Raw genomic sequence first — 17,182 nt, forward strand, 5'->3', positions numbered from 1 at the left:
CCGCCGGCACCCCGGCGGCCTCGCCGTACGGTGCGCCCCCGCCGTACCGGGCGGTCACCGGCCCAGCGAGGAGAGCGTCCTCAACTGCTCGGCGCGCGCGTCGGCGATGCGCCCGGCGAGCCGCTTCGCCTCCTCGCCGCCGCCCGCCCGGGACTCGGAGCGGGAGACGCGCTGTGACTGTTCGAGATGCGCGCGGATCTCCCGGCGCACGAAGCCGTCGAACTCCGCGCCCGTGAGCCCGCGGGCACGGTCGAGATCCGCGTCCGTGACCATGCCCGGCATGTCATGGCCCTCGTGCACGTTGGTGCCGGGCAGGCCCATGCGGCCGAGCAGTTGGCGGAGTTGGGCCAGCTCCGTACGGTGTTCCTCCGCGAGCGCGGCGGCCCATGACGCCAACTGGGGTGTGGACTCCTGGGCGGAGGCCAGCGCGAGAAGCCGCCCGGCCTGCTCGTTCATCGGGGTCATCAGCTGGATCCAGCCGGAGTCGGTGGCGGTGAACGGCGCGCCGGACGAAGGGGCGGGCGCCGAGGAACTGACGGCGGGGGCCGGCCGCTCGGCCGAGGGGGAGCAGCCGCTCGACGACAGGAGCGGCAGAGGAAGGAGAAGCAGGGCCGACAGGGGTGTGACGAGATGTCGCTTCATGGTGGGTTGTCCCGTGAAGGGCCCGCCCGGGGAGACCCGGGCGGGCGTGTGGGGGGTGTGAGGTGGCGGTCAATCAGGGACGGCCGTCCGCACCGCACTTGATGATGGGGTTGATGCAGTCACGGACGCGGCGCTCCATCTCGGCGGCGGGCCAGACATTGAAGAAGTCGCCGTGCATGGTGTATCCGGGCCCCGACGCCAGCCGGAACCGCGCGGGATCTCCGTTGACGGGATACCGGAGCACCTGCCGCAGCTTGGGCACGGGGACCGGGTGTGTGGAGGGGCATGCGCCCGCCACCGGATAGGACATATGGCTCTTGTGGTCCGCCGAGTCGAGGTCCTTGCCGTTCCAGCACTGCGGGAAGTCGAGATAGGACTCCAGCATCGAACCGGCCGGACAGTTCACGAAGTTGGGCGAGGACCCGACCTCGCCGTGGTGCAGACACGACCAGCGGGAGATGGTGTTGTCGTTGGGGCCGGTCGCCTTGGCGTTGCCGGCCACGACGCGCAGACCCCTGGGCATCGGCTGGATCTTCGCGATGATGTCGTCGCGTACGCCTTCTCCCAGGTAGTAGAAGGTCGTTCCGGTCGGCTCGACCGCGGTGTCACCGTTGTACAGGGTCGGCACCCAGTACGACGAGAGATCGGTGGCCGGGCTGCAATTGCTGGACGCCCGTTCCAGACTGGTCAGGTCCGAGTGGGCGTTCGTGGAGGTGTTCCCGAAGAAGCTGTGCATATGGGACGCGCCGGGGAGGCCGGGGAACACGATGGGGTCGTCGGTGGCCCGGTGGCTGTAGGGGCACTCCGCGAGGAACTCGGCGACGCGTACCACCTCTTCGGCCTCGGCGGCGGGCGCTGCCGGGGCGGGCGCTGCCTGCGCGTGCGCTGCCTGCGCCCGCTCTGCCGGGTAGCTGAAGCCGGCGATGAGCAGAACGGCCACGGACGCCGCGGCGAGCCCTGACAGCCGGCGCCAACGGGACCGGGAGGGCGCGGTGGGGGGAGCGAGGATCCTTCTCACAAGGGCTCCAATCCATGGGTTGTCGTGATGTGTGGGGCAGTGGTTCCCGTATCAGCCCTTCTGTTCGACCCGCACCCAGTCGATCTCTGCCTGGATGCCGCCCTGGGCGATACGGTCGACGCTGGACTGCGGCAGCCCCCAGTAGGGCGTGGTGACCTTGTTCCAGCCGGCCGGATAGGCGCCGCCGAGCGCGAAGTTGAGAATCACGTACTGGTTGTGGTCGAAGACCCACTGGCCGCGCGTGGACTCCAGCTTGTTGCGGGTGGTCTCCTGGACCAGCCGGTCGTCCACGAAGAACCGCATGGTGGTGGGCGTCCACTCGACCGCGTACGTGTGCCACTGGTCCGCGCTTGCCCCGCCGGGATAGTACTGCTGTGCGCCGATGTTGCCGTCGGCGGAGTAGCCCGGTCCGTGCAGGGCGGTGCTGGTCCAGTTGCCGTAGCCGATGTTCTCCATGATGTCCGTCTCGCCCGAGGCGGGCCAGGACACGGCCGGGTCGTCGACATTGCTGCCCAGCAGCCAGAAGGCGGGCCAGTATCCGTCGCCCACCGGGAGCTTCAGCCGGGCGCTGACCTTGCCGTAGGTGAAGTCGAACGTGGTGTTGGTGTCGATACGCCCCGAGGTGAAGTCGTACGTCCCGCCGCCCGCCTGGGTGCAGCCCTTGCAGTACTTCGGGCTCAGGATCAGGCTGCCGTTCGCGGTACGGATGGTGTCGGGGGAGTCGACATACGCCTGTGCCTCGCCGTTGACCGAGCCCATCTCCTGGCCCGTCCTGACGACCCGCCACTTCGAGCGGTCGAGTGAGGCTCCCGTGAAGTCGTCGAAGAACGTCGTACGGTACGCGCCACCCTGCTCGCCGGGGAGCGCGGGATAGCCGGCCGCCGCGCTGCCGCCGGTGCCCCACACCTGGAACTCGTAGAGGGAGTAGCCGAATTGGGCCGTGGCGGGCGCGGGATTGTAGAAGGAGCGGCGCTCCTTGCCGAGCATGCGCACATAGCGTCCGGTGGCGGGTGTGGTGAGAGTGATGGCGTCATGGCGCCCGGCCGCCTCGGCCGGGGACTTGATGTCGGCGCGGCGCGCCGCGATCTCGGCGGCGGAGGGACGGTGGACGGTGCGCCAGGTCCTGTTGTCGTCGGAGACCTGGATCTCGAAGTCGACGGCGTACGCGGCTTCCCAGTACAGGTCCACACTGTTGATGGTGGAGGATGCGCCGAGGTCGACGGAGACCCAGCGATTGGCGTTCCAGTCGCTCGCCCACCGTGTCTGGTCGCCTTTGAGGGCGGCGGGCCAGCCGCCGTCGGTGACGAACGCCGGGGAGTTCCCCGCGTGCTGGTAGAGGTTGCTGTAGGCCGGGTGGTGGAGCGCGAGATTGGCCCGGGTGGTGGAGGCGGGTGCCGGGTCGCCGCCGTAGATCTTGAACGAGTAGAGCGAGTAGCCGTAGGGCGTGCCGCGTTCGACGCCGCGCAGACGTACGTACCGGCCCCTGACCTCCTGCGGGTAGGTGTGCGCGGTGACGCTCCCGCCGGTGCCCGCGTCCTCGGTGTAGAAGGGCCGCCAGTTGGTGCCGTCACCCGACACCTCCAGCACGTACTTCTTGCCGTAGGCGGCTTCCCAGTCGAGGGTGACCCGGTCGATACGGAGAGTCTGGCCGAGATCGACCCGGATCCAGGCGTTGTCGACGGCGTTGCTCGACCAGCGGGTGGCGCCGTTGCCGTCGAAGGCGGCGCCGGGTCCCAGGTCGGGGCTCTCGCTGCCGGACGCGGTGGCGGCGGCCGGGTTCGCGCTCTGGGCCGCCGCCGCGAGGTCACTGTCCCAGGCCGCGGCCGCGGCTTGGGGGGCGCCGGTCGCGCTCGGTGCCGTCGCCGCCGTCATCGCGGCGACGACCGCGGCGGCGGAGGCGAAGAGAAGACGTGGGCGCATGGCTCTCCTTCGAGAGGGGTGGGGGAGCTCGGAACACAGCCCGCGGGAGGGGCCGGGCTGGGGAGACCACAGCGAGAGAGCGCTCTCGTGGAACGTAGAAGCAGCCCAGTAAGGTGTCAAGGCGCCGGTGGCACACGGATTCCCGTTCCGTGGAATCGTCACTTCATGAATACAACCTCGCACGCCGGGAAGCGTGCTCGATCAGCCTGGATAGCCGCTCATATTCCCTTATTCCAGGGGTGGTTGGGAGTCGACGCGATGCGGAACCGGTCATCTCCCTTGACGGGGTGTTCACATGCCGTGAACATGCCTGAGTGAGAGAGCGCTCCCTACCACCCGCATCGTTCATATTCTGAACAAGGAGAGCCGCCATGCCAACTCCCCCCACACGTCGTACGGTCCTTGGCGTCATGGCAGCCGCCGCGTCCGCACCGAGCGTGCTCGCGCTGTCCTCGCCCGCGTCCGCGCGTACCGGCGCCGCGGCCCTGCCGGGCGGTGGTGATCTCGGGCCGAATGTGGTGGTCTTCGATCCGTCGACGCCGAACATCCAGGGCAGGCTGGACGAGATCTTCCGGCAGCAGGAGTCGGCGCAGTTCGGCTCGGGCCGCTACCAGCTGCTGTTCAAGCCCGGCACGTACCACAACATCAACGCGCAGCTCGGCTTCTACACCTCGATCTCCGGCCTCGGGCTCTCGCCCGACGACACCACCTTCAACGGCGATGTGACCGTGGACGCCGGCTGGTTCAACGGCAACGCCACCCAGAACTTCTGGCGCTCCGCCGAGAACCTGGCCCTCAACCCCGTCAACGGCACCAACCGCTGGGCCGTCGCCCAGGCGGCCCCCTTCCGCCGTATGCACGTCAGGGGCGGCCTCAACCTCGCACCCAACGGCTACGGCTGGGCCAGCGGCGGCTATATCGCCGACAGCCGGATCGACGGCACGGTCGGCCCCTACTCCCAGCAGCAGTGGTACACCCGCGACAGCTCCGTCGGCGGCTGGACCAACGCCGTCTGGAACATGACCTTCTCCGGCGTCGAAGGCGCCCCCGGCCAAAGCTTCCCCAACCCGCCCTACACCACCCTGACCAACACCCCCGTCTCACGCGAGAAGCCCTTCCTCTACCTCGACGGCGCCGACTACCGGGTCTTCCTGCCGGAGCTGCGCACCAACGCACGCGGCACCACCTGGGGAAGCGGCACGCCCAGGGGTACGTCACTGCCGCTCACCCAGTTCTATGTCGCCAAGCCCGGCGTTTCCGCGGCCACCCTCAACGAGGCGCTCACGCAGGGGCTCAATCTGCTGTTCACGCCCGGCATCTACCACCTCGACCGGACCGTCCGGGTCGAGCGCGCGAACACGGTGGTCCTCGGCCTCGGCTATGCCACGCTCGTGCCGGACAACGGGGTGACGGCGTTGAGGGTCGCCGATGTCGACGGGGTACGGCTCGCGGGCTTCCTGATCGACGCGGGAACCGTCAACTCCGCCACCCTGCTGGAGATCGGGCCGCAGGGCACCTCCACCGACCACTCCGCCAACCCCACCACCGTGCAGGACGTCTTCATCAGGATCGGCGGCGCCGGCCCCGGCAAGGCCACCACCAGCATGGTCGTCAACAACCGGCACACCATCATCGACCACACCTGGGTCTGGCGCGCCGACCACGGGGACGGCGTCGGCTGGGAGACCAACCGGGCCGACTACGGTGTGATCGTCAACGGCGACGACGTACTGGCCACCGGGCTGTTCGTCGAGCACTTCAACAAGTACGACGTCCAGTGGAACGGCCAGCGGGGCCGCACGATCTTCTTCCAGAACGAGAAGGCGTACGACGCTCCCAACCAGGCCGCCATCCAGAACGGCTCCATCAGGGGCTACGCCGCCTACAAGGTCGCCGACACCGTGACCACGCACGAGGGCTGGGGACTGGGCAGCTACTGCTACTACAACGTGGACCCGAGCATCCGCCAGGCCCACGGCTTCGCCGCGCCCGCGGTCCCGGGCGTGCGATTCCACGGCCTGCTCGTCGTCTCGCTCAGCGGCAACGGGCAGTACGACCACGTCATCAACGCCATCGGCGCCGCCACCTCGGGCACGACGACCGTGCCCTCGACGGTGGTGTCCTTCCCCTGACGGTGATCGGCGCGCGCCGCGAGCGGTGTGGACCGCACGCGGCGCGCGCCGGGGACCGCGTGCGCGCTGCCCCGGCTCCCGGCCGACCCGGGGTGTCACCCGTCCGCCCCGGGGGTCCCGGTGGCTCCGCCATCCGTACGGTCCAACACCGCGCGCGGCCGGCCGTACGCGGGCGTCCAATGGACGGGTGACCGCGCCTCCGGACGACTGCCTCGCGCGCAACGAGTGGATCTGCGGCGACTATCTCTCCAGCCGCCGCACGATCCTGTGGGACGCGGTGCTCCAGCATCTCCATCTGACCTTCCTCGCCATCCTGCTCGCGCTGGTCATCGCCGTCCCCCTGGCCCTGGCCGCCCGCCGCTGGAACTGGGCGGTCGGGCCCGTGCTCGGCATCACGACCATCCTCTACACCATCCCCTCGCTCGCGATGTTCTCCCTGTTGCTGCCGCTCTACGGGCTGGCCGCCTCGCTCGTCGTCGCCGGGCTGGTCCTCTACTCGCTGACCCTGCTCGTACGGAACATCCTGGCCGGACTGCGCGCCGTCCCCGAGGAAACCCTGGAGGCCGCCCGAGGGATGGGATACGGACCGATCAGGCTGCTGCTCACCGTCGAGCTGCCACTCGCCCTGCCCGCCGCCATGGCCGGGCTGCGGATCGCGACCGTCTCCGCCGTCTCCCTCGTCACCATCGGGGCGATCGTCGGCTACGGAGGGCTCGGCAATCTCATCTACGCCGGGATGAACACCTTCTTCAAGGCACAGGTGCTCACCGCCTCCGTCCTCTGCGTGATCATCGCCGTCACCGCCGATCTGCTGCTGCTCGGACTCCAGCGGCTGCTCTCCCCCTGGGCGAGGGAGCGCCGCGCGTGAACACGCTCGCGGCGGCCTGGACCTGGCTCACCAGCGCCTCGAACTGGTCCGGGGCCGGCGGGGTCTGGAACCGGCTCGGCGAGCATCTCTTCCTCACCGTCGTCTGCCTGGTCATCAGCTGTGCGATCGCACTGCCCGTCGCGCTGGTCCTCGGTCATCTGGGCAGGGGCGGCGCGCTGGCCGTCAATATCTCCAATGTCGGCCGGGCCGTGCCGACCTTCGCCGTTCTCGTCCTGCTGCTGCTCACCCCGATCGGCACCCATGGACAGTGGCCGACGATCATCGCGCTGGTGCTGTTCGCGATCCCACCGCTGCTCACCAACGCCTACGTGGGGATGCGCGGGGCGGACCGCGATGTCGTCCAGGCCGCCCGTGGCATGGGGATGACGGGCCCTCAGCTGCTCCGGCGGGTCGAGGTGCCGCTCGCCCTGCCGCTGATCCTCACCGGCGTACGGATCGCCGCCGTCCAACTGGTGGCGACCGCGACCATCGCGGCCCTGGTCGGCGGCGGTGGTCTCGGCCGGATCATCACCGCCGGATTCAATCTCGCCGACACCCCCCAGGTGGTCGCGGGCGCGGTGCTCGTCGCCCTGTTCGCGCTGCTGGTGGAGGGGGTGTTCGAGCTGGTGCGACGGCTGGGGCCGCGCTGGGTGAGGAGCGGGGGATGAGGGCGGCGCGCACCGCCGCCGTCCTGGCCGGCTCGTTCCTCCTGGCCACCGGCTGCGCCACCGGACCGTCCCTGGAGAATCGGGGCGATGTCACCGCACCGCCCGGCGACAGCAGGCATCTGACCATCGGCTCGGCCGGCTTCACCGAGAGCGATCTGCTCGCCCAGATGTACGCGCTGCTGCTGGACCGCGCGGGCTATCACACCCGCATCCTCTCCGTCACCAACCGGGAGATCTATGAACCGGCCCTGGAGAGCGGCCAGATCGATGTCGTGCCCGAGTACGCGGCGACCTTCGCCGACTGGCTGAACGCCAAGGCCCACGGCCCCGACGCGAAACCCGTCGGCTCACCCGATCTGGGCGCGACGATGAAGGCGCTGCGCTCCCTCGCCGCGCCGCGCGGGCTGATCGTCCTCGACCCGGGCCGCGCCGTCGACCAGAACGCCTTCGCCGTCACCGCCGCCTACGCCAGGAAGCACCGGCTCAGCACACTGAGCGACCTGGGCCGGTCCCGGCTGCCGGTCAGGCTCGCGGCGGGCGACGAGTGCGTACGGCGCCCCTACTGCGAGCCGGGTCTGAAGAAGACGTACGGCATCGACATCACCGCCGTCGACCCCAAGGGGGTGGGGACGACGCCGGCGAAGCGGGCCGTGCAGAACGGCCAGGACCAGATGGTCCTCACCACGACCACCGACGCGACACTCGACCAGTTCGGCCTGGTGCTCCTCGCCGACGACAGACATCTCCAGAACGCCGACTACATCGTGCCCGTCGTCAACCGCGCGCGGGCCGGTGCCAAGGGCGTGACCACGGCACTGGACAAGCTGAACACCGTACTCACCACCAAGGACCTGGCCTCGCTGAACCAGCGGGTGGACAGCTGGCGCCGGCTCCCCGAGGACGTCGCGCGGAGCTATCTGGAATCGAAGAGGCTGATCCCGGCCGCGCACTGAATCACCGGCGCGGGGACCGTCCCCGGCCGGGGGCCGCGCGCAGCTCGACCGAGACGGCGGCCAGCGCCAGCGGACCGGCCACGACAAGCGCGAGCGGCGGCAGCGCCCAGACGATCGCGGCGCAGATCACCAGGGCCACCGCGATCAGTACGGACCCGGCCGGATCGGTGGCCGAGCGGCGGGCGGCGCCCCGTAGGGCGGCGGGCCAGCTGCGCCGCGCCGCCGGGTGCGCGGCGGCCCGTACCCCCACGAGCAGCGCCACCGCCCCGACGGCGGCCAGCGTGACCGAGACGGCGGCGGCCCCGGGCAGTCCGGCCCCGGCCAGCGCCAGATCCAGCAGGAACAGCGCACCGAGCGCGACCAGCACCACGCCGGCGATGAGCGTACGGGCGAGGCCGTGCGCCCGCAGCGCGTCCCGGTACCGGCCGGCGGTCGCCGTCCGCCGCGTACGGGCGGAGTCCCGCAGCACGCGGCAACCGGCGGCCAGCGCGGCCGGGGCGGTGATGAGCGGCAGACTCGCCACCGTCGTGAACAGACCGACGGCGAGCATGTCGGCGAAGAGCGCGAAGCGCGGCCCGAACAGCTCCCCTGGCTCGCGCCGGTCGGAGGGCGCGGACACGCCCGGCCGGGTACCCATGGCGCTCATCCCTTCAGCCCGGAGGTCGCCAGACCCTGCACCAGATAGCGCTGGAACGCGGCGAAGAACAGCACGATCGGCAGCAGCGAGATCACCGACATCGCGAACATCGGGCCGAACGCCGACTGGCTCGACTGGTCCACGAAGTTCCGCAGCGCCAGAGTGATGGTGAACTTCTCCGGGTCGAACAGATAGATCAGCTGGGTGAAGAAGTCGTTCCAGCTCCAGATGAAGGTGAAGATCGCCGTGGTGATCAGCGCGGGACGGGTCAGCGGCAGCACCACGGACCAGAAGGAGCGGAACGGCCCGCAGCCGTCGATCCTGGCCGCCTCCTCCAGCTCGCGGGGCAGCCCGCGCATGAACTGCACGATCAGGAAGACGAAGAACGCCTCCGTGGCCAGGAACTTCGGCAGTACCAGCGGCCAGTAGGAGTCCACCATGCCGAGCTGGTTGAAGATGATGTACTGCGGGATCAGCACCGCGTGGTGCGGCAGCATCATCGTGGCGACCATGAAGCCGAACATGACACCTCGCATCCGGAACCGCAGCCGGGCGAAGGCGTACGCGGCAAGCGAGCACGAGATGACATTGCCGAGCACCGAACCCGCGGAGATCAGCAGCGAGTTGGTGAGGAGAGTGGAGACCTGCACCCCGCTCACCCCGTCCAGGGCGGTGCTGTAGTTACTCCATTCCAGTCGGCTCGGCAGCAGTTTCAGACTGGTCAGAACCTCGTCGGCCGGTTTGAGCGAGGTGGCCAGCAGCCACACCAGCGGATAGAGCAGGACCAGCAGGATCAGGGCGGCGGCCAGCTGCGGGACGATACGGCGGCCGCGTGTACCGGCAGCGGTGCCGGTACCACGACGGGCGTTCCGCTTGTTGATGGCGGCGGTGGACATCAGGCCCCCTCGTCGGCGTAGAAGACCCAGGAGCGTGACGTTCTGAAGAGCACGACGGTCACCGCTCCGATCCCGAGCAGCAGCGCCCACGCCATGGCGGAGGCGTAGCCCATGTGCGAGGCGGAGAAGCCGCGCTCATAGAGATAGAGCGTGTAGAACATGGTCGAGTCGGCGGGTCCGCCCCTGCCTCCGCTGATCGCGAAGGCGGGGGTGAAGACCTGGAACGACTGGATGGTCTCCAGCACCAGATTGAAGAAGAGGACCGGGGAGAGCATGGGCAGGGTGACGGAGACGAACTGCCGCCACCGCCCGGCGCCGTCGAGCGCCGCCGCCTCGTAGAGATCGCCCGGTATCTGCTGGAGCCCGGCCAGGAAGATCACCATCGGCGCGCCGAACTGCCAGACGGCCAGCAGGGCGACCACGAACACCGACAGATCGGGGTCGGCGACCCAGCCCCCGGTGTGGATACCGATCCGCGAGAGCAGATCGTCGACCGTACCGCCGTCGTTGTACAGCGCCCGCCACACCAGCGCGATCGACATACTCGCGCCGAGCAGGGACGGTGCGTAGAAGGCGGAGCGGTAGAAACTCTTGCCGGAGCGCATGTTCTTGAGCAGCAGCGCGACCGCGAGGGCGAGGGCCAGCTTCAGCGGCACCGCCACCACCACGAAGATCAGCGTGGTGCCGACCGAACGCCAGTAGCGGGGATCCTCGAAGAGCATGTCCGTGTAGTTGCGCGGTCCGACCCAGGTGGGGGCGTCGAAGAGGTTGTAGTCGGTGAAGGAGAGATAGAGCGAGACGGCCATCGGCGCGAGCGTCAGCAGGACGACGCCGAGGATCCAGGGGGAGAGGAAGACATAGGCGGGGCCCTGGCGTTCACGGCGCGGAGCGCGCCGGGGCTCGTGCGCGGTGGGCGGGGGAGGAGCCGAGGGCGCGGTCCGCCGCGGATCTCTGGTGGGGCTCATCGCAGCTCCCTCTCCGCCTCGGCGACGAACTCCCGGGCCGCCTCGGCGGGACTCTGCATGCCGTGGATCACCTGCTGGTAGACACGGGTGAAGGAGACCTGGAGAACCACATCACCCCGGGGCGGCGCCATCGGCGGGGGATCGACACCGTACGCGGCGATCTTCCTGCCGTACTCGAAGACCTCCTTCTCGGGTCCCCGCAGGTCCGTGCCGATCGACCGCGCGATGTCGCGGTTGGGCGGGGTGGAGCGGGTGACGCCGAGGATCCTCCCGGCCTCGGGGTCATTGAGCAGGAAGTCCGTCAGCGCCGCCGCCTCCTTGGGATGTTCGGTGCCGGCGCCCGCGCCGATCAGGACGGAGGGCTTGAAGTACTGGCCCGCCCTGCCGTCCACCGTGGGGACGGGCGCGAGATGGACGTCGTCGCCCATCAGGGGCTCATAGCCGAGGAAGGGACCGTCCCAGTTGAAGTCGGTGGCGGCCAGACCGCGCCCCATCGGGCCGTCCTCGATCGCACCGCTGATCTGGGAGGTGTCCTTGGCGTGCGAGGCCGTGCCCTCCTCGCGCAGTCCGTTGGTGAACGTCCAGAACGCGGCGAGGTCTTCGGCGCCGAAGCCCAGTCGATGCTGTGAGGCGTAGAGCTTCTTGCCGTGCCCGCGCAGCCAGTTCTCGAACGCGTCCTCGTTGACCCCGATGTCGGTGAGGCCGGTGTACGGGCGTCCGTCCGGGCCCTTCAGCCCGAGTGCGCTGATCGCGCGGCCCGCGTCGGCCCACTCCTCCCAGGTCCAGCCGGGCTCCGGCGTCTTGAGCCCGGCCTTCGCGAACATCCTGGCGTCATAGGCGAATCCGGTGGACCCCTGCCCCATCGGCAGTGCGAACTGCCCGGGGCCGTAGCGGCCGGTGGCGACCAGACCCGGATCCATCGCGCCCGTACGGAGCGTGCCGTCCTTGATGTACGGGGTGAGGTCGAGCAGCGTGCCGCTCCCCGCGTACTGGGATATCTGGCGGTAGTCGAGCTGGGCGACATCGGGCAGATCGCCGCCGGCGGCCTGGGTGGCGAGTTTCTGGACGTACGCCTCGTAGCCGGCGAAGGAGGTCCGTACCGTCACGCCCGGATGTCTCTTCTCGAAGAGGCGTACGGCCTCGTTGGTGCGCTGGGCGCGGCTCTCATTGCCCCACCAGCTGAAGGTGAGGGTGATTCCGCCGCCCTTGACGGACCCTCCGCCGGAGCAGCCGGTCAGCAGCAGGACGAGTGCGGTGAGCGCGGCGAGCGCGGGCAGGGCGGGCAGCGCGGGGAGCGAGGGAAGTGCGGGCAGGGCGGCGGTGCGGGGCGGGCCGAGCGGTCTCATGACCGTGCCTCCTGGTGAACGTTCTCTGACATCGTTGTCGGAAAGCGCTTTCCTTCAGGGAAACCTAGGGTTACCGCAGGGCGCCGGTCAAGAGCCGTTCCGCATCCGTTCGCCGCCGGGCGGCGCAGGGCGCCGCGCCCCGGCGGTGGTCGGCCAGGACGTCCCAACCGGTCCTCCGGCCGGACCAGTTGGGTGATGACCCGGTACTGGCCGCCGCGCCCGGCCCGGTGGCGCCGTCACGCGCGCTCACGCGTCCGACACCGAATCGAAGTCGACCTCGTCACGGCCGATGCCCTGAGCGTCCGCGTCCACCGAGCGGCGCAGCGCCTCGTGCAGCTTCGCCGGGGTCAGCACCCCGGCGAAACGCGCCCCTTCCAGCACCGCCACCCACCCCGCGTCATGCTGGAGCATCTCGCTGAACGCCTGCTTCAGCGGCGACCCGAGCGGTACCCACGCCTCCATCCGGCGGGCGAGATCGCCGACCGAGCCGCGCTCCCCGGCCTGCGTCAGCGCGTCGGCGGAGACCCAGCCGTGCAGTTCGCCGTCCCCGTTCAGCACCACCGCCCAGCGGGCCCGCTGGGCGCGCATCCGCGCTGCCGCGTCCCGGGCCGGCTCGTCGGTCCTCGCGACCGGCGGCTCCTCCAGGTCGGCCGGCTCGACGGCGGTCACCGAGAGCCGCTTCAGCCCCCGGTCCGCGCCCACGAACCGGGCCACATAGGGCGTGGCGGGGGTGCCGAGGACCGCCCCCGGGCTGTCGTACTGCTCGATGCGCCCCTCCCCGTACACCGCGATACGGTCGCCCATCCGCACCGCTTCCTCGATGTCGTGCGTCACCATCAGCACCGTCTTGCGCACCGTCGCCTGGAGCTTCAGAAACTCGTTCTGCAACCGTTCGCGCACCACCGGGTCCACCGCGCCGAACGGCTCGTCCATCAGCAGCACCGGGGGATCGGCGGCCAGGGCCCGGGCCACCCCCACCCGCTGGCGCTGCCCGCCGGACAACTGCGCCGGATAGCGCGGACCGTATATCGCCGGGTCGAGCCCCACCAGATCGAGCAGTTCCGCCGCCCGCTCGCGGGCCTTCGCCTTCTTCCAGCCGACGAGGGTGGGCACGGTCGCGGTGTTGTCGAGTATCGTCCGGTGCGGGAAGAGCCCCACCTGCTGGATGACATAGCCGATCCGGCGGCGCAATTGGACGGGATCGACCCCCGATATGTCCCGGCCCTCGACGAAGACGCGCCCCGACGTGGGCTCGATCAGCCGGTTCACCATCATCATCGTGGTCGTCTTGCCACAGCCGGAAGGTCCCACCAGCGTCACCAGCTCGCCCTCGTCGACATCGAAGGACAGCTCGTCGACGGCGGCCGTTCCGTCCGGGTAGACCTTGCTGACCTGCTCGAACCGGATCATGACCTCACGCTAGGAGCGGGCGGCCCTTCGCGCGCGCGGGCCGCGACTGTCCGGGGAACCGCGTGCGCGCTGAACGCGGAGCGTCCCGCGCGCGTACAGCTCGTCATACCCGGGTCGCGGGCCGGGGCCCGTCGCGGAGGGGCGGTCTCGGCGCAGCCGCGGCCCATGTGCTGAACTGTCCGGCGTGACTGCCCCGGGAGGGGCGCGTGACCGGCCCCGGGAGGGGCGCGTGACCGGCCCCGGGAGGGGCGAGCGAGAACAGGAGCACCCTTGACCAGCTACCGACAGCCCGGCGTCGTCCTCACCGACCACCGATTCACGGTCCCCCTGGACCACGGCGATCCTTCGGGGGAGCGGATCGAGCTCTTCGCCCGTGAAGTCGTCGCGAGCTCGCGCGCGGGGGCGGAGCTGCCCTGGCTGGTGTATCTGGAGGGCGGACCGGGCTTCGGGGCGCGCCGGTTCATCGGCCGGCAGGCGTGGCTCGGCCGCGCCCTGAAGGAATTCCGGGTGCTCCTCCTCGACCAGCGCGGCACCGGTCTCTCCACCCCCGTCAACCGGCAGACCCTGCCCCTGCGCGGCGGCCCGGAGCGGCAGGCCGACTATCTCGCGCACTTCCGCGCCGACTCCATCGTGCGGGACTGCGAGACGATACGTCCCCTGCTGACCGGCGGCGCACCCTGGACCGTGCTCGGTCAGAGCTTCGGCGGCTTCTGCGCCACCCACTATCTCTCCACCGCCCCCGAGGGCCTGGAGACCGTGCTGATCACCGGCGGGCTGCCCTCGCTCGACGCCACGGCCGACGAGGTCTACCGCGCGGCCTATCCGCGCATCGCGCGCAAGGTGGAGGCGTTCTACGCCCGTTATCCGCAGGACATCGGCGCGGCCCGGCGGATCGCGGAGTATCTGGCCGAGCACCGGCCCGTACTCCCCACCGGCTACCGCCTCACGCCCGAGGCGTTCCAGTCCCTGGGGATCATGCTCGGCGGCGGGGACGGCAGCCATCAGTTGCACTATCTGCTGGAGAACGCCTTCGTCCGTACGCCGCAGGGCCCGGTGCTCTCCGACGCGTTCCAGGAGAGCGTGGCCACCGCCCTCTCGTTCGCCGGGCATCCGCTGTACGCCGTGCTCCACGAGGCGATCTACGGCCAGGACAGCCGGCCGACACGGTGGGCCGCCGAGCGGGTGCGCGGTGAGTTCGCTCGGTTCGACGCGGCCAAGACCCTTGCCGGGGAAGGGCCGTTGTACTTCACGGGCGAGTCCATCCACCCCTGGCACTTCGACTCCGATCCCGCGCTGCGCCCGCTGCGGGAGGCCGCCGAACTGGTCGCGGCCCGTACGGACTGGATCCCCCTCTACGATCCCGCCCGGCTGGCCGCCAACGAGGTGCCGGTCGCCGCGGCCGTCTATCACGACGACATGTATGTCGACACGGAACACTCCCTGCGGACCGCGCGCGCGATCCGTGGGCTGCGGACCTGGGTGACCGACGAGTACGAGCACGACGGACTGCGGGCGGGCGCCCCCCATGTCCTGGACCGGCTGCTCGCGCTGGTACGGGACGAGGCCTAGTAAGGGCGTTGTGTCCTGACCGGTTCCCGCGACCTCGACGCCGGCTGATCCCTGGGCCGGCGTCCGAGCGGGCATGTCCGAGTCGGATGCGTGTCGCGCCCATCAGGTGCGTGCCACGCCCATTTTTCGCTTTTTGTGCAATATTGCGGAAATGATCCCGACGAAAGGCATGCCATGAAGTTCGCGGTCATCGGCGGTACCGGGCTGATCGGGTCACGGGTCGTCAAGGATCTGAATGCCGCCGGGCACGAGGCGGTACCGCACTCGCATTCCACTGGAGTCGACGTCATCAGCGGCCAGGGACTGGACGAGGCGGTGGCCGGAGCCGACGTCGTCGTCAACCTGACGAACTCCCCGACCTTCGACGAGGCCTCCGCGGCCTTCTTCCGGACCTCGATGGACCACCTTCTGGCCGCGGCCCGGAAGGGCGGCGTCGGCCACGTCGTCATCCTCTCGATCGTCGGCGCGGACCAGGTGCCCGAGCTGGACTACTACCGGGCCAAGGTGCTCCAGGAAGAACTCCTCGCGGCCGGGCCGATCCCCTACTCGATCGTCCGGGCGACGCAGTTCATGGAGTTCATGGACGATGTCATCTCCTGGACCGCCGACGGCGACACCGTCCGGCTGCCCGCCACGCCGATCCAGCCGATCGCCGCCAGGGACGTGGCCGCCGCCGTGGCGGAGGTCGCCGCGGGCGCCCCGCTGAACGGCATCCGCGATATCGGTGGCCCCGAGATCTTCTCCCTGGACGAGCTGGGCCGGATCACCCTGTCCCACCAGGGCGACGGCCGTACGGTCGTGACCGACCCCACCGCCGGCATGTTCGCCGTCGTCAAGGGCGACGTCCTCACCGACAAGGACGCCCACCTCGCCGCCACCCGCTACGCCGACTGGCTCTCCTGACTCGCTCGCGGCGTCGTACCAGGTCATGGCCGGTGCCACCGGACTCGCCGAGCGGATGCCGGGAGCCGGGTGGACAATGTCCCGGAGGGAACCCGGTGCCCTGCCGTGTGCGAAGCCGGAGCGAGCGGGTGGATTCCCGAACGCGGGAGGTGGTTGGCATGCTGCTGCCGGACAGACATCTGGTGGCCGATCTGCTGGCCCGATACCGGGCCTGGGAACGGCTGGTGCTCGCCGATCCACTCGACGAGGACACACGCGGACGGTTCGAGGATGTGGCGTACACCCTCTGTGTGCTGATGGGACAGCGCACCGCGCGTGAGGCGATCTGGCAGGCTGAGGCATATCTGCGCCGGATCAGGCCGGTTCCGCTCTTCCGGGAGGGAACGAAGCCTGTCGCGCCGGGAGTCAAGCCGTAGGGGTCGTTTCCCTACCTTGTCCGGGACACCCCGTCCGAGACCGCGCTTCGACACTCCCTCCGAGACCGCGCTTCGCCCCGCGTTCCGGACCGCGGGTGCGTTGTCCGCTCGGTGCCGCCCGGCAAAGGCGGTTGCCGTCCCGGCAATCGATGATGCAATGAGTCCATGGACGACGACGCCCGGCTCGAAGATGTACTGAACGATGTGGGACCCCGGCTGCGCAAGATCCGGCAGGAGCGCGGCGCCACGCTGAGCGCACTGTCCGAGGTCACCGGTATCTCCGTGAGCACCCTCTCGCGGCTGGAGGCGGGCCGTCGCCGCCCGAGCCTCGAACTGCTGCTGCCCATCGCCCGTGCCCATCAGGTCCCGCTCGACGAACTGGTCGGCGCGCCCCAGGTCGGCGATCCCCGGGTGCGCGCCAAGCCGATCGTGCGGGGCAACCGTACGATGCTGCCGCTCACCCGCCAGCCGGGCGGGCCGCAAGCGTACAAGGTGATCATCCAGCCCTCGCCGGACGACGACTGCGAACAGCGGACCCATGAGGGGTACGAGTGGCTCTATGTGCTGGCGGGCCGGCTGCGGCTGCGGCTCGGTGAGCACGATGTGGTGCTCGGTGCCGGGGAGGCGGCCGAGTTCGACACGCACGTACCGCACTGGTTCGGGCCGGCCGCGGACGCGCCGGTGGAGTTCCTGAGTCTGTTCGGGCCGCAGGGCGAGCGGATGCACGTACGGGCACGGACGAAGGCGCCCTGAGGGCGGATCGCCGGTGGGCCGTTCCCCGGCGGGATGTTCCCAGCGGCCCAAGCGACTGCTTAGTATGCGCACGAGTGCGGTACTGC

General features: G+C 70.1%; 16 protein-coding genes. 8 read left to right on the plus strand and 8 right to left on the minus strand.

Translation table 11 applies throughout. The features are described 5' to 3' along the window. Nucleotides 1-54 precede the first annotated feature (54 nt). From ABTZ59_RS20060 to ABTZ59_RS20070, 3 genes are all read right to left on the minus strand, one after another. Nucleotides 55-642, minus strand: coding sequence for a DUF305 domain-containing protein (locus ABTZ59_RS20060; protein WP_351404723.1), 588 nt, complete (start codon nucleotides 640-642; stop codon nucleotides 55-57). Between the two features lie 73 nt (nucleotides 643-715). Beyond that, nucleotides 716-1,651 carry a DUF1996 domain-containing protein gene (locus ABTZ59_RS20065; protein ID WP_503003240.1) on the minus strand — a complete coding sequence of 312 codons (936 nt, stop codon included), beginning with the start codon at nucleotides 1,649-1,651 and terminating at the stop codon, nucleotides 716-718. A gap of 60 nt (nucleotides 1,652-1,711) precedes the next feature. Then, the gene (locus tag ABTZ59_RS20070) at nucleotides 1,712-3,580 is read right to left on the minus strand and encodes a discoidin domain-containing protein (RefSeq protein WP_503003193.1); all 1,869 of its coding nucleotides are present in this window, start codon (nucleotides 3,578-3,580) and stop codon (nucleotides 1,712-1,714) included. 371 nt (nucleotides 3,581-3,951) lie between these two features. Between ABTZ59_RS20070 and ABTZ59_RS20075 the strand changes: the two genes are divergently transcribed. The 4 genes from ABTZ59_RS20075 to ABTZ59_RS20090 all read left to right on the plus strand — a co-directional run bounded on the left by ABTZ59_RS20075 (nucleotide 3,952) and on the right by ABTZ59_RS20090 (nucleotide 8,201). Further along, nucleotides 3,952-5,712 carry a pectate lyase-like domain-containing protein gene (locus ABTZ59_RS20075; protein ID WP_351404734.1) on the plus strand — a complete coding sequence of 587 codons (1,761 nt, stop codon included), beginning with the start codon at nucleotides 3,952-3,954 and terminating at the stop codon, nucleotides 5,710-5,712. Between the two features lie 187 nt (nucleotides 5,713-5,899). Next, a complete protein-coding gene (locus tag ABTZ59_RS20080) occupies nucleotides 5,900-6,580 on the plus strand; it encodes an ABC transporter permease (protein WP_351404750.1) in 681 nt (226 codons plus the stop codon). Continuing rightward, the gene (locus tag ABTZ59_RS20085) at nucleotides 6,577-7,248 is read left to right on the plus strand and encodes an ABC transporter permease (protein ID WP_351404762.1); all 672 of its coding nucleotides are present in this window, start codon (nucleotides 6,577-6,579) and stop codon (nucleotides 7,246-7,248) included. The genes ABTZ59_RS20080 and ABTZ59_RS20085 overlap by 4 nt, the downstream gene beginning before the upstream one ends. After that, nucleotides 7,245-8,201, plus strand: a complete 957-nt coding sequence (locus tag ABTZ59_RS20090) for an ABC transporter substrate-binding protein (RefSeq protein WP_351404769.1) — start codon at nucleotides 7,245-7,247, stop codon at nucleotides 8,199-8,201. The genes ABTZ59_RS20085 and ABTZ59_RS20090 overlap by 4 nt, the downstream gene beginning before the upstream one ends. Nucleotide 8,202: 1 nt before the next feature. Here the strand turns inward: ABTZ59_RS20090 and ABTZ59_RS20095 are convergent, their stop codons facing one another. The 5 genes from ABTZ59_RS20095 to ABTZ59_RS20115 all read right to left on the minus strand — a co-directional run bounded on the left by ABTZ59_RS20095 (nucleotide 8,203) and on the right by ABTZ59_RS20115 (nucleotide 13,455). After that, entirely contained in the window at nucleotides 8,203-8,838 is a 636-nt protein-coding gene (locus ABTZ59_RS20095) for a hypothetical protein (protein ID WP_351404775.1), read from the minus strand. 5 nt (nucleotides 8,839-8,843) lie between these two features. After that, nucleotides 8,844-9,734: a carbohydrate ABC transporter permease gene (locus tag ABTZ59_RS20100; protein WP_351404782.1), complete on the minus strand. Its 891-nt coding sequence runs from the start codon at nucleotides 9,732-9,734 to the stop codon at nucleotides 8,844-8,846. Next, complete coding sequence (locus ABTZ59_RS20105) at nucleotides 9,734-10,699, minus strand: carbohydrate ABC transporter permease (protein WP_351404798.1); 966 nt, start codon at nucleotides 10,697-10,699, stop codon at nucleotides 9,734-9,736. The genes ABTZ59_RS20100 and ABTZ59_RS20105 overlap by 1 nt, the downstream gene beginning before the upstream one ends. Then, nucleotides 10,696-12,045 carry an ABC transporter substrate-binding protein gene (locus ABTZ59_RS20110; RefSeq protein ID WP_351404816.1) on the minus strand — a complete coding sequence of 450 codons (1,350 nt, stop codon included), beginning with the start codon at nucleotides 12,043-12,045 and terminating at the stop codon, nucleotides 10,696-10,698. Before ABTZ59_RS20110 ends, ABTZ59_RS20105 begins: the two co-directional genes overlap by 4 nt. Before the next feature lie 246 nt (nucleotides 12,046-12,291). Continuing rightward, nucleotides 12,292-13,455 (minus strand): ABC transporter ATP-binding protein, encoded by a 1,164-nt coding sequence (locus ABTZ59_RS20115; RefSeq protein ID WP_351404831.1) that lies wholly within the window; start codon nucleotides 13,453-13,455, stop codon nucleotides 12,292-12,294. 270 nt (nucleotides 13,456-13,725) lie between these two features. Here ABTZ59_RS20115 and ABTZ59_RS20120 point away from each other — a divergent pair, with 270 nt between their 5' ends. From ABTZ59_RS20120 to ABTZ59_RS20135, 4 genes are all read left to right on the plus strand, one after another. Next, on the plus strand, nucleotides 13,726-15,024 hold the full coding sequence (locus tag ABTZ59_RS20120; protein ID WP_351404841.1) for an alpha/beta fold hydrolase: 1,299 nt from the start codon (nucleotides 13,726-13,728) through the stop codon (nucleotides 15,022-15,024). A gap of 174 nt (nucleotides 15,025-15,198) precedes the next feature. After that, entirely contained in the window at nucleotides 15,199-15,927 is a 729-nt protein-coding gene (locus tag ABTZ59_RS20125; protein WP_351404849.1) for an SDR family oxidoreductase, read from the plus strand. 158 nt (nucleotides 15,928-16,085) lie between these two features. Next, complete coding sequence (locus tag ABTZ59_RS20130) at nucleotides 16,086-16,343, plus strand: DUF5133 domain-containing protein (protein ID WP_351404858.1); 258 nt, start codon at nucleotides 16,086-16,088, stop codon at nucleotides 16,341-16,343. 165 nt (nucleotides 16,344-16,508) lie between these two features. Beyond that, the gene (locus tag ABTZ59_RS20135; RefSeq protein WP_351404869.1) at nucleotides 16,509-17,096 is read left to right on the plus strand and encodes a helix-turn-helix domain-containing protein; all 588 of its coding nucleotides are present in this window, start codon (nucleotides 16,509-16,511) and stop codon (nucleotides 17,094-17,096) included. The last annotated feature ends 86 nt before the right edge of the window (nucleotides 17,097-17,182 follow it).

Origin of the sequence: Streptomyces sp. NPDC094034 (assembly GCF_040303865.1) — a bacterium.
Classification (GTDB): Bacteria; Actinomycetota; Actinomycetes; order Streptomycetales; family Streptomycetaceae; genus Streptomyces.